The organism is Paenibacillus sp. 102 (genome assembly GCF_039549175.1).
Classification (GTDB): Bacteria; Bacillota; Bacilli; order Bacillales; family Bacillaceae_G; genus Bacillus_A.
In genome coordinates this window covers 1,125,089-1,137,096 of record NZ_JBCGHT010000001.1, presented here as the reverse complement: position 1 = coordinate 1,137,096, position 12,008 = coordinate 1,125,089, and the positions used below count along the sequence as shown (strand labels likewise).

Genomic DNA, 12,008 nt, shown 5'->3' with positions numbered 1-12,008 from the left:
GTTGAGTAAGAGAGGTAGTAGCGATTTGTTGATTTAACCATACACACAAAGATAAGAAATGGTGCCCGTGGCACTTGCGTTTTCGTTTCATTCCGCCTGCTTCTATAGCTAATTGATTAAGTGTAGCGGGAGACATATATCGATATAGCTCTTCGGCAAATAAAGATAACTCTTGTTTTTGATGCATATTCATAAAAAGCACGTCACCCTTTCTCATTAACATAAGAGAATAGTAACGTGCTTTTAACTTCAAAAATAGTCTAAATCCTTAAGTTGATGGATGTGGGGTAGCGTCACATGCCCATCAAGCTAAGGCTGGGTTTCCTATGAACTTCCGTTCATGTTGCCTACATGCTTGATATTTTGTTTATTTGTTTTTAAAAATACGCATACCAAATAAACCTTGATAAGGTGTATTTTTAAAGATTATGCAGTTTTCTGCTTTAGATTGGATACAGTACATCGATAAACGACACCTAAAATATCAAAAACTGTCTTTTTCTCATATCGATGCGATTTCCGTCCATTTTTCTGTAAGAGGTCAAACAGACGAAGGAAAATTTTTGATACTTCTTGGGTGTCTTTTTGTATAGCTTCATATACTAAGTACAGATGATCTTGAATCATATAAATTGCTTTATATTCACTTAATTCTTTTTGTTTTTTCTGTAGTAACAGCTGTCGCATTTTGAACATAGTGGAAGAACAGAGAAAAATAGCGATTAACTGTCCATAAAGATGACATTCTAGACGCTCTCGCTTAATATTGTGACAATGATTGATACCAAAAAGAGATTTCCATGTTTTAAATACAATCTCTATTTGCCAACGTAGTGAGTAGATATCATGGACCTGTTCCATCGGAACAATTTCCCATGGTATGTTGGTAATATAAACGTTGATTTCTGTTAAACGTTTACTTTTTTCAGAGTATGTAACTCCTTTTTTCTTTTCAACATAAGTTTGCTTTTTCCTACGTTTATGAATTTGAGTTGATGTGAGTCTGTATATTACAACTCGCGAGGGTAATTTTTGTTGTCCAATATAGGCATTTCGAATTTCATAAGTATCTCCTGGTTTTATCTGATGCATAATATCTTCAAGGTTAAGTAAAACATATAAAGATTGCTTTTTTACTGTTCCATCCAGAAAGAATTCTGGAGATTCATTCTTCAGATATACTCTATTATTTAACTTCAACCGTGAAACATAGAATACACCTCGTTGATCCATCTGGTCTAAATCTTTTAGAGAAAAGTATCCTAAGTCTCGAATACATAAATCTCCTGGGCGTAAGGTATCTAAACACTCTGTACCAAAGGTTTTATCATTATTTTTACCTGGTTCCATTTGAAAATTGAGGAATTTTCCACTATGTAAATCATACTCTAGCTGAATCTTAATACCAGCTGTTTGTGCACATCCTCCTGAACCAGGATAAATAGGAGCCAAATGATTGGGGACCTGAAAAATAGTAGCATCTAAAATACGTATACGTTGAAAATAAGAAGTGTATTGATTGGAAATTTGAGAAGAATCGTTTAGTTGGCTTTTGACTAAAAGAGAAAATACACGCTGTAGAAATAAAACAGCGCATCGGTTAAAACGTTGATTAAGTCCTTCTGGACTCATGAGTGTAGCTGTATTTGCATAAAGTTGACTACATAATCTATTAAGAGAACTACTTGCTACATGTTGACTGATCCAAATACATAAAGCAGCCAAATCTTGTGCGCCATACTTACTTTTACGTTTTACAAAACCTGTCTCTTGTGCAAGTTGTTGAAGAATATGTGGGGATAGATATCGCTGTAGTTCTTCAGCAAACAAATGAAACTCATCTTGAATCGATAAATTCATACAAAAACGCCATCCTTTCTGTATATTTCTACAAAAAGAATAACGTTTTTTTCGTTTTATGGATACAATTTCTCTTTAGCTTGATGGGCCTGCAGCAGGATCCCTTTTTTCATAATGTACAGGTAATTCTATGGCAGCTGTTAGACCTCTTTGGTCCTCACCGCTTGCAAGAATTAGGCGGCCATGATGGGCCTGCACAATCCTTGCCACCATCGGAATTCCTAGACCATGACCTTCCTGGACAGTCCGCTTTCTCCTTGATGAATAAGGTAATTCGGTAATCTCCGTCAAATTCTCCTTTGGGATTCCCCGTCCATTATCCTTTACAATAAAGCGATACTGGGAGCGGTCCTTAGATAGAGAGGTTTCCAATATGATTGCACATCCCTGTGGATTATGCAGTACACTATTTTGGACAAGATTACTGATTGCACGAAGAAGCAGTTTCTCGTCCCCAATGACCTGAGCCGCTTCAACAGTCAGTTTCAAATCAATGTCATAACGGTCATCCAACCCATTATTCAAAAAATCCGTGGCAACCTGTCTCGCCAAAACTGATAGACGGATGTGCTTCAAATGCAAGGGTTGCATTTCATACTCAAGCATGGAGACTAGATTCAGGTCACTTACAAGTGAGCGTAGCTTCTCGCCCTGATGCCGGATGATACCAGCCTGCTGCCTCTGCTCCTCCGGCAAGTCAAAATTATCCTCCATTTCGCTTGCATAACCGAGAATAATCGAGAGTGGAGTCCGGATATCATGAGAAATCCCGGCAATCCAGTTAGAACGAGCTTCATCTCGTGCCTTCAACGCGTCCGTTTTCTTCTGGAGCTTAGTCGACGCAGAATTAATACTTTGAGCCAAGTCACCAAATATTCCCTTGGAATCCAACTGAACCAATTCCTCCCTAGCAAGATTGTGGACTCCTGACACAAGAGGACGTATCCCTCTTATGAGACGCGTGCCAATCACAATAGAAATCAGCAGAGTTATCCCCACATTAAAGAGTAGCAGTACCCCAAGCCGCAAGGGCATCTCTCTTAACCAATCAGAAAGAAAGGCAAATTGATACTTCCAGTGGCTTTCCTTTGGATATCCGACCACAATTAGGCCATTTTCATGTTCCCAAGTATAAACAGGGTATTGCAAAAGATAATATCGCGAGAACTTAGCTACATCGACTAAATTATAAAATCTCGGAACATCATTAGGTAAATGGTAATCCCATTGCACATAACCATCTTCACCAATCAACATAGCCCATGCTTGATTGTGCTGCAAAATCTTGGCGGTGTTCTCGTCCAAATGATAGTTGTTATCCTGTTTGTCTAGACTTTGAGAAATCTTCTTAAGTAAACCTTCTGGAGACATTTGTTGATTAGTTTCATTGAACACCAGAGTGCCTAGTAGTACGAAATTAAAAATAAGAACAAATATCGACACAAGGATGGTCGTCGTGACAAACCGTCGTAATATACGAGTAATCCCTTCCACTCAATATATCTCCTTCACTAGCAGTTTATATCCAAGCCCCCTGAAGGTGAGAAGATGGATTGGTTTGGAAGGATCCAGCTCAATCTTTTCACGTATCCGCCTGATATGAACCATCAATGTATTTTCGAGACCGTAGCTGTCATCTCCCCAAACAGCCTGACATAGGGCATCATTTGTAATGATTCGTCCCTGATTTTCATACAACTTCACAAGAATGGCATGCTCCTTTGCCGTCAATGGCATCTCTTTCTGTCCCCTGTGTACGACAGCGCTTTCAAGGTCTACGATCTGTTCTCCTAATTTGAATATAGATAGACGCTCTGCTACTGAGGATGAGTATACACGTTTTAGAATCGCCATGAGCCGCAATACCAGCTCGCGTGGCAGAAACGGCTTCACCATGTAATCATCCCCCCCCAAGCCCAATCCAAGTAATCGATCTTCATCCTCGCCCCGCGCGGAGAGAAAAAGGACCGGTGTATCCGAGAACTGCCTAATGGAAGACAGTAATGAAAATCCATCACCATCAGGTAACATAACATCCAGAATTACGATATCTGGATTGTTTGCGTGGTAAATTGACAGAGCAGAAGCGCAATCAGCAGCAGTATAAATGCGAAAAAATCCATCTTTTCTTAAAAATCTTTCAATCATTATTCTGATTTCCTGTTCATCGTCCACAATTAATATTTTTTTGTCTTTTAAATTTTCCATTTTACATCACCTCATTTGATTATACACAAAAAAGGAAATTATTAGTGTTTCAATTCATATTCACCCCTTGATTCCTTTTTTAAAGCGAAACAAACACATAAGCTGGGAAAGCCTCCTGTTTCATTTTTTGACTTCACTATTTAGAACCGTATAGTACAGCAATTTTGTTTAGATATTTGGTAGGGAATTTGTTTAATCGTTATGGGCGAAAAGTATTTAGTTTATCTTTGGAAGAGACATTGTACGGTAACACAAAAAATCCCATCCTTATTCAGTGTAAAAATGAATAAAGATGGAATTTTTTCTTGTTACATTATTGTTCGTAACCTGATTGCTATAGGACATTCCCTTCTTCTTTCAGATCATTATTATTCTCGATACTGCTGTTGCACCGCCTCAGGCAGCTCCTCGAAGCTAACCTCTTTCCAATACGTAACGCCCCGAATCATTGTATAATATAGCTGGACATAAGCTCCTTCTCTCAATTTCTTTCCTGCTGAAAAACTTAGTTTTTCTTTCTTTTTTTTCTCATTATAAGCAATCAACTCATAGTCATAACGGCCATTCTCACCTTGAACGCCAGATCCAGTTATCTTTGTGTAATAGACAGTTTTCCCTGCAGGATTGTCAGGTGTAAGCTTCTCCGGAGTGAAGAAGAACATCCACAAACATGCTCCAAGCACTATGATGAACCCTAGTACCAACAATATTTTTTTCATTATAAATTCCTCCTAAGCTCAATTAGGATGAAACAATGTCTTTGTTCTTTAACCTTCGGATTGACCTCGATGCAAAAATAATAACGAAAGCCATATTGATCACCCAAAACAGAAAGTTCTGCATGTCGGTCAACTTATCCTGACTCATGACACTCATACCAATGTTGAGCAATGAGAACGGGAATAATATTCCAAACTTACCAATATACATGCCTAAACCGATAAAAACCCCACACAGACTTATTCCAATCGGTGTAGCAAAGCTGCGAATCCGTAGCGACAGTCCCAATTGCAAAGCACTAATGGACAGAGAAGCATACCATCCACGTATCGCCCAATCTACAGTCTCTACAGGAAATGGGCCAGGTAAGGAGAACAAGGTGCCTATAAGCCAGTAGAGTCCCATGAACAGTCCTTGTGCGAACAAAATTAAAATACTAACGATAATCAATTTGGCAAGAAACACATTGGCAACCGACACGGGAGAAGTCATAATCATATTCCAATTTCGGTTTAAATGCTCCAGCCTACATATGTAGGAACAACAGATGGCAATCAGAATAGGTAAGAAAAAAACACCGTAAAACAGGCTGACCTGAGTCCACAAGCTGTACCAACCATTTTGCAGGGCGCCTTGGTTCAAATAATAATTCGCACTTCCAATCAACATACTTATGATTGGAAGTACAGCGATTACAAGACCAATCCGGGAATGGCTTAGTTTCAGCCATTCAGCAGAAATACTTCGTTTCATTAACTTCCCTCCTTAGATTTCCTGTCGGCTTACCTGGATGCGTCCAGCGATATAAAACAGGACGGTCATAATCAACGCACCTACTACAATTCCAAAGTTTATTGGCTGTATCATATAAGAGCCCGTAGACTCGGCGTACAGATAAGTAACCGGGCTGAGCTCCAAATAGTAAGACCAAATAAAAATATGTCTAATAGCAGCCGGAAATAGCCCAGCGGTCATTCCTATAAAGCCACCCAACATACCCAAGCAAAGCGCAAAGGACTGGTTTTTGATGGAGAAAGAAATCCATTGTTGAAGTGCTGTAACAGCGAGAGTCGTTAGTAGATTACCTCCAATGAACCAGATTAGCAATTCGATAGGAAAAGTGCCAGGAAAATCCTTTATTAGTCCGAATAATATTATGAATAAGACTTGTGCAAAGATACCATACAGTAGCAGACTATTAATGCATATATACTTCGCTGCATAGAGTTGCCCACGTTCTACACTAGTAGCAACAAGCATTTTCCAAGTCGCTCCCTTATGCTCCATGTCACAAATACGTGAGACAACAACGGCCGAAATAATCGGCATAAAAAGGCCATTCATGGAAGATATACTAAAAAAAATAGATTCCCAAACGCGGTTATCCGGATTGCTTGCAATAGACCTACTAATGGACATAAAGGCCCACAGCATCTCCACAACAAGAAATAGTATAATCATGATCCATATTTTTTTTCGACGGATTTTGAAATATTCCAGTTCTAATAGTTTGATCACAAGCTCCGCTCCTTTCCTGTAAACTCCAGGAAAATATCCTCCAAGCTTTTTTTCTGCTCCTCAATCCGAGTGACAGCAATTTCATGTTCAATAAGCAATTTGTTCATTTTCGCTACTTCTGTATCCGGAAGATTGCCCAACTCAATCCGGCCACCATTGTTGACTGGACTATATCCTTGAGTGAAAAGTATCTGCTCAGCTTTGGCATTGTTCCCAGTTTTCATAAAGATGGCGTTTCTATTTTTTTTCCGCAAGCTTGTCATACTGCCTTGAAACAACAAATTTCCTTCACTAATAATACCTACTGAGGTAGCGATTTGTTCTATCTCGGAGAGTAGGTGACTGGAAAGTAATATAGTTATTCCATAGCGTGCGGGTAATGATTTAATAAGCTCCCGAATTTCACCAATGCCTGCGGGATCAAGACCATTCGTCGGCTCATCGAGAATCAGCAGCTTGGGGAAGGCGAGCAGAGCCATTGCAATTCCCAGCCGTTGCTTCATTCCTAGTGAATATTGTTCAGCTTTTTTGTCTTTCTGATTTTCTAGCCGTACGATACGAAGCGCCTCATGTATATTTTTATCTGGAACGTTCCGGAGGCGCTGCATGACTTTCATATTCTCAAGCCCTGTCAAATGTCCGTAGTAGGAGGGAGATTCAATCAGCGATCCGGTACGTTGCAGAATGGATGAGCGATGTTTATCCAGGCTTTCCCCGAAAATTTTAATTTTCCCTTCAGAAGGCTTGATGAGTCCTAACAGCATTTTTAGCGTGGTTGTTTTCCCTGCTCCGTTCGGACCCAGAAACCCGTAGATTTCTCCTTCCTGAACATGAAGATTAACTTTATTTACACAGTTAATAGCCCCATACGTTTTGGACAGGTTTTGAGTTTGTACAATAGCCGAAACACTCATATGAAAAGTCAGCTCCATTCAAGTTTTTTAGATATTTTTCTTCTCTTTCAACTGTAATGCGTCCACCTTTCTCCAGTCTAAAGAGAACCTTACATCAACCTTAAATCACTTGATTTGTATTAAAATCTTAACCAACTGTTGATTTAAAATAAAGTTTGATGATGTACTCCGTTTACCCCATTCCATCGAGAAGGAAAAGTGTCTGGGTCGCTTATCGTAGGGAATTTAGAATCCTAAACAAGGTAAAATAAACTAGCTGCTGCTTTACGTGAAATGAGAAGAATTGAAAAGAGCAATTTTATTTTTGATAATTAGGTTCACTTTTTTCGTTTTTGGGGGTATTTGCATTTCTTAGCTTGATAGCGATGGGGTAGCGTCAGGAAAATGCGGATTTACAACGCTAAGGAAATGTCACTTATTAAAAAAGCCGATTTCCATCTCAAGGAATCGACTTTTTTAGTTATTCTTAATGAACTAACGCATGCGCTAGTTGCATAAGTAAGAGGTTTGAAAAAATAGCCTGTATATATTTGAACGATGAATAACTTACCTATTTTCTTGTGTTTGTTTGCGCCATATACAGAAAATTGGGAAAAACGTAACATATTATTTATCTGTTTGTTTTTGCTTCTTTTTCAAATACTCCGCACGCAATTTTTCAAGTTGCTGCTTTTTATCAAATTTTACAGGCGTCTGTTTTTCATGAAACTTTGTCACAGCTACCTGACCTTTGTAATCCAATTGATATTTTCCCACTTTGTTCACCTACTTTTCTTGTCTTTAAAGAGAATCTATTCAACAAATATAATATACCTTATTTTACTGAAGTAAACCTTATTACTTTATTAGTTGCAAATTCTTTTTACTACTTGTTTAAAAAAATCTACATCCCCAATATTTTTCTCCAAAAAATCACCCCTTGTTATTAATTTTTCTACTTATGTCTATCTTAATCCAAATATTACCTTATCCAACTAACCTGCCCCGTTAGTTTAAGTAGGAAACTTCACAATCTCAATAGAGTAAAGCCTATTGGTACATAATCAAATCACCTTTAAATTAGACTTCATAATGTCTCATGTGATATGAACCATAAGTTTGCCGGAACGGCAAGCTTATGGGTTAATAATTAATCCACGGCAAAGATATGTTTCCTCCCCCCTCGAATAATCAATTAAATCTCCTCAAAACCATGTGATAATCGGCAAATTTATGCTTTCTTTAGTGGCAACTTTATGGGTAAAGTCACACTATATTTAGAAAGGGGTTATGCTCGTTTGAGTTTTTAAAATAAATAACTTTATTATCATTTTATATAACGGTGTTCTTTAAATATTACAGAAACAACGGTATTTCGAAGTAACATATTTGTCGCTCTGATGAATGTAGTAATAAAAGTGGTAATAAAGGGGTTGAATGTAGTGATAAAACCCATAAAAAATAGGCGTATCAAGCAAGTGTTGATACACCTTAAAACTACATTGTTAAACAACATGTGTCGTCGTGTAGTATATCTTATATATTTTTAATTATTTTAGATTCAGTATTACATATTAGACTTGGTGTTTTCATTATTTATTAAAGATCACCTTGCTCTTCTTCACCACGAACAACAAGGACATCGCATTTTGCATAGCGAATAATATGTTCAGAGACGCTACCGATTAAGAAGCGTTCTACAGCGTTTAAACCAGTTGCACCACACATAATTAAGTCTACTTTATGTTTTGGAGCAATTTCTTTTGAAATTTTAGATTTTGGATTACCAAATTCTAATACAAGTTCTACTTTTTCAAGACCAGCTTCAGTTGCAGTCTTTTTGTAGTCTTCTAATAGATCTTCTGCAAAGAGATTTGCACGTTCAGCAATTGCTCGGCTATATGCCTCTACTGCAGAGTATGCTTTTACATCAACGATATGAGCGATTGTTAATGTTGCGTTGTTACGTTTTGCGACTTGAATTGCTTTTTTAAAGGCTTTTTCTGCTTCTTTGGAACCGTCCACTGCAATTAAAATATTTGTATATGTATTATTCATAGTAGATTCCTCCCAATCCGTTTTTATAACCTTTTACAACTTAATTATAAAACAAAATATGGTAACGTGCTTGCTAAAAACGTTACAGAATTTTGAAAACTCTGTTTCAATTCTTTTTAGTTGTAATTGGAGGGAGAACTTGTTACATATGAAGTATAGCAATTTAAAAGGAGGCATGTTTGTGAGACACGCGCTCATTACAGCCGGTACGAAAGGTTTAGGAAAGCAGGTAACAGAAAAGTTATTGGCTAAAGGATATTCAGTAACCGTAACATATCACAGCGATGTAAAAGCCGCTAAAGCAATGCGGGAAAAATATAAACATATAGAAGAACGCCTGCAGTTTGTGCAAGCAGATGTCACGAACAAAGAAGATTTACATAAAATAGTAGAAGAAGCAATCGGTCGTTTTGGCAAAATCGATTTTTTAATTAATAATGCAGGCCCTTACGTATTTGAACGTAAAAATTTAATTGATTACGAAGAAAATGAATGGAATGAAATGATACAAGGAAACCTAACAGCGGTGTTCCGTTTATTAAAGCTCGTCGTGCCGATTATGAGAAAACAACATTTTGGCCGGATTATTAACTATGGATTTCAAGGAGCAGATGGTGCACCAGGCTGGATGTATCGTTCTGCATTCGCAGCTGCAAAGGTAGGACTTGTTTCATTAACAAAGACAATTGCTTATGAAGAAGCAGAGTATGGTATTACATCAAATATGGTTTGTCCAGGGGATATCATTGGTGAAATGAAAGAAGCAACGATTCAAGAGGCACGTAAGATGAAAGATACTAAGACGCCAATTGGTAGATCAGGAACAGGTGAAGATATCGCTCGTACCATTGCATTTCTATGCGAGGAAGATTCCGATATGATTACGGGCACAATTATAGAAGTAACAGGTGCAGTTGACGTAATTCATAGATATCGACAAAAATAGATAAAGTGAAACTTCCATCATTGGGGAGCTTTATCCCCCAATGATGGTTAGCCTTCACCAATCGGGCATTTATGGACAGTGTATCCCCCACCTAAATTTGGAGCTTTTTCATCTTGAGAGGGGGATATTACTGTCCGTTAATGCGGGGTAAAATCTATCGGAAAACTCGTATTATTTTTTGTCAAATATTGAGATATTATGTTAAAATATAAGAGCGTAGAAAGCGCTTTAAAAAATGATTCAGGGGTCATTTCATAACTCAAGGGGGAATTAATAATGCGTATCGGTATTCCAACAGAAATTAAAAACAATGAAAACCGCGTGGCAATGACGCCAGCTGGTGCTGTACATTTAGTACACAATGGTCATGAAGTTTTTGTTCAAAAGGGTGCAGGTTTAGGATCTGGCTTTACAGATGAAGAATACGTACAAGCTGGAGCAAAACTTGTTGAAACTGCTGAAGAAGCATGGAATCAAGATATGGTTATGAAGGTAAAAGAGCCAATTGCAAGCGAATACGGTTACTTCCGTGAAGGTTTAATTTTATTCACATACTTACACTTAGCTCCAGAACCAGAATTAACAAAAGCTTTAATTGATAACAAAGTAGCATCAATTGCTTATGAAACAGTACAATTAGACAATCGTTCTTTACCACTCTTAGCACCTATGAGTGAAGTAGCTGGTCGTATGTCTGCACAAATTGGTGCACAATTCCTTGAGAAAAACAAAGGCGGTAAAGGTATTTTACTTGCAGGCGTTCCAGGGGTAAAACGCGGTAAAGTAACAATTATCGGCGGTGGTCAAGCTGGTACAAATGCAGCAAAAATCGCAGTTGGTTTAGGTGCTGATGTAACAATTATTGACTTAAGCGCAGAACGTCTTCGTCAATTAGATGACATTTTTGGTAACCAAGTGAAAACTTTAATGTCTAATCCTTACAACATCGCAGAAGCTGTAAAGGAATCTGATCTTGTAATCGGTGCAGTATTAATTCCAGGTGCAAAAGCGCCAAAACTTGTTACAGAAGAAATGATTAAATCAATGGAACCAGGTTCTGTTGTAGTAGATATCGCAATCGACCAAGGTGGTATTTTCGAAACAACTGACCGCATTACAACTCACGACAACCCAACTTATGAAAAACACGGTGTTGTTCATTATGCGGTTGCAAACATGCCTGGTGCGGTTCCACGTACATCAACTCTTGCATTAACAAACGTAACAGTACCATATGCAGTACAAATCGCAAACAAAGGCTACAAACAAGCTTGCCTAAGCAACTCTGCATTATTAAAAGGTATTAACACATTAGACGGCTATGTAACATTCGAAGCGGTTGCAGAAGCGCACGGCTTACAATACGCTGATGCGAAAGAGCTTCTTGAAAAAGCTCCTGCTTTATCATAATAGAAAAGTTGTAAGGCCTTCCTTGGATAAGGAGGGTCTTTTTGTATGTAGTAATTCAAATGTCTTCTATTAAACATTTCATTATTCGTAATGATGCGAGGCGATTTTGAAAAAAGTCGCTAATAAAGTAAAACTTTAATCAGTGGGGATTTTCTTCATCCTCCGCTGATTATTAGCTTTCACTAATCGGGCTTTGACGGGTGGTCTATCTCTTACTAATTTTATGGCTTTTGCCGAGCTTTGAGACGAGGATATTACTGCCCGCAAATAGCGGGGCAAAAGAGGTGTTTTTTAATTCTACTCGTAATACGAGGAGTTAGAGAGCATCTTTTTTATTTTGAAATCTTAAAAATTGGAATATTTTACTTGTTAATATAATTCTTCTTATGATACTT

11 protein-coding genes and 1 pseudogene are annotated in these 12,008 nt (G+C 37.9%); 2 read left to right on the top strand and 10 right to left on the bottom strand.

The features are described 5' to 3' along the window. The 10 genes and pseudogenes from AAIE21_RS05985 to AAIE21_RS05940 all read right to left on the bottom strand — a co-directional run. Window positions 1–193 (bottom strand): annotated as a pseudogene (locus AAIE21_RS05985) (IS4 family transposase); the annotation flags it as partial. A gap of 233 nt (window positions 194–426) precedes the next feature. Beyond that, window positions 427–1,860 (bottom strand): IS4 family transposase, encoded by a 1,434-nt coding sequence (locus tag AAIE21_RS05980; protein WP_343265889.1) that lies wholly within the window; start codon window positions 1,858–1,860, stop codon window positions 427–429. A 75-nt stretch (window positions 1,861–1,935) separates the two neighbouring features. Beyond that, window positions 1,936–3,354, bottom strand: a complete 1,419-nt coding sequence (locus AAIE21_RS05975) for a sensor histidine kinase (protein ID WP_098018330.1) — start codon at window positions 3,352–3,354, stop codon at window positions 1,936–1,938. Beyond that, on the bottom strand, window positions 3,355–4,068 hold the full coding sequence (locus AAIE21_RS05970; protein WP_343265888.1) for a response regulator transcription factor: 714 nt from the start codon (window positions 4,066–4,068) through the stop codon (window positions 3,355–3,357). 368 nt (window positions 4,069–4,436) lie between these two features. Further along, the gene (locus AAIE21_RS05965) at window positions 4,437–4,787 is read right to left on the bottom strand and encodes a YxeA family protein (RefSeq protein WP_098167026.1); all 351 of its coding nucleotides are present in this window, start codon (window positions 4,785–4,787) and stop codon (window positions 4,437–4,439) included. 22 nt (window positions 4,788–4,809) lie between these two features. Beyond that, window positions 4,810–5,541: an ABC transporter permease gene (locus AAIE21_RS05960; protein ID WP_071680151.1), complete on the bottom strand. Its 732-nt coding sequence runs from the start codon at window positions 5,539–5,541 to the stop codon at window positions 4,810–4,812. Window positions 5,542–5,553: 12 nt separating this feature from the next. Beyond that, complete coding sequence (locus tag AAIE21_RS05955; RefSeq protein ID WP_071680152.1) at window positions 5,554–6,306, bottom strand: ABC transporter permease; 753 nt, start codon at window positions 6,304–6,306, stop codon at window positions 5,554–5,556. Continuing rightward, window positions 6,303–7,220, bottom strand: coding sequence for an ABC transporter ATP-binding protein (locus tag AAIE21_RS05950; RefSeq protein WP_343265887.1), 918 nt, complete (start codon window positions 7,218–7,220; stop codon window positions 6,303–6,305). Before AAIE21_RS05950 ends, AAIE21_RS05955 begins: the two co-directional genes overlap by 4 nt. A 606-nt stretch (window positions 7,221–7,826) precedes the next feature. Continuing rightward, entirely contained in the window at window positions 7,827–7,976 is a 150-nt protein-coding gene (locus tag AAIE21_RS05945; protein WP_343265886.1) for a hypothetical protein, read from the bottom strand. Window positions 7,977–8,798: 822 nt separating this feature from the next. After that, the gene (locus AAIE21_RS05940) at window positions 8,799–9,257 is read right to left on the bottom strand and encodes a universal stress protein (protein ID WP_343265885.1); all 459 of its coding nucleotides are present in this window, start codon (window positions 9,255–9,257) and stop codon (window positions 8,799–8,801) included. Between the two features lie 148 nt (window positions 9,258–9,405). Here AAIE21_RS05940 and AAIE21_RS05935 point away from each other — a divergent pair, with 148 nt between their 5' ends. Together AAIE21_RS05935 and ald are read left to right on the top strand one after the other, a co-directional pair. Beyond that, complete coding sequence (locus AAIE21_RS05935) at window positions 9,406–10,203, top strand: SDR family oxidoreductase (RefSeq protein WP_343265921.1); 798 nt, start codon at window positions 9,406–9,408, stop codon at window positions 10,201–10,203. Window positions 10,204–10,479: 276 nt separating this feature from the next. Further along, the gene (gene ald / locus AAIE21_RS05930) at window positions 10,480–11,613 is read left to right on the top strand and encodes an alanine dehydrogenase (RefSeq protein WP_343265884.1); all 1,134 of its coding nucleotides are present in this window, start codon (window positions 10,480–10,482) and stop codon (window positions 11,611–11,613) included. Window positions 11,614–12,008 lie beyond the last annotated feature (395 nt).

Bases quoted from the DNA above. Each gene is read 5' to 3' on its own strand.
- AAIE21_RS05980 (WP_343265889.1), bottom strand. From the start codon at position 1,860: ATGAATTTATCGATTCAAGATGAGTTTCATTTGTTTGCTGAAGAACTA.
- AAIE21_RS05970 (WP_343265888.1), bottom strand. From the start codon at position 4,068: ATGGAAAATTTAAAAGACAAAAAAATATTAATTGTGGACGATGAACAG.
- AAIE21_RS05965 (WP_098167026.1), bottom strand. From the start codon at position 4,787: ATGAAAAAAATATTGTTGGTACTAGGGTTCATCATAGTGCTTGGAGCA.
- AAIE21_RS05960 (WP_071680151.1), bottom strand. From the start codon at position 5,541: ATGAAACGAAGTATTTCTGCTGAATGGCTGAAACTAAGCCATTCCCGG.
- AAIE21_RS05950 (WP_343265887.1), bottom strand. From the start codon at position 7,220: ATGAGTGTTTCGGCTATTGTACAAACTCAAAACCTGTCCAAAACGTAT.
- AAIE21_RS05940 (WP_343265885.1), bottom strand. From the start codon at position 9,257: ATGAATAATACATATACAAATATTTTAATTGCAGTGGACGGTTCCAAA.
- AAIE21_RS05935 (WP_343265921.1), top strand. From the start codon at position 9,406: ATGAAGTATAGCAATTTAAAAGGAGGCATGTTTGTGAGACACGCGCTC.
- ald (WP_343265884.1), top strand. From the start codon at position 10,480: ATGCGTATCGGTATTCCAACAGAAATTAAAAACAATGAAAACCGCGTG.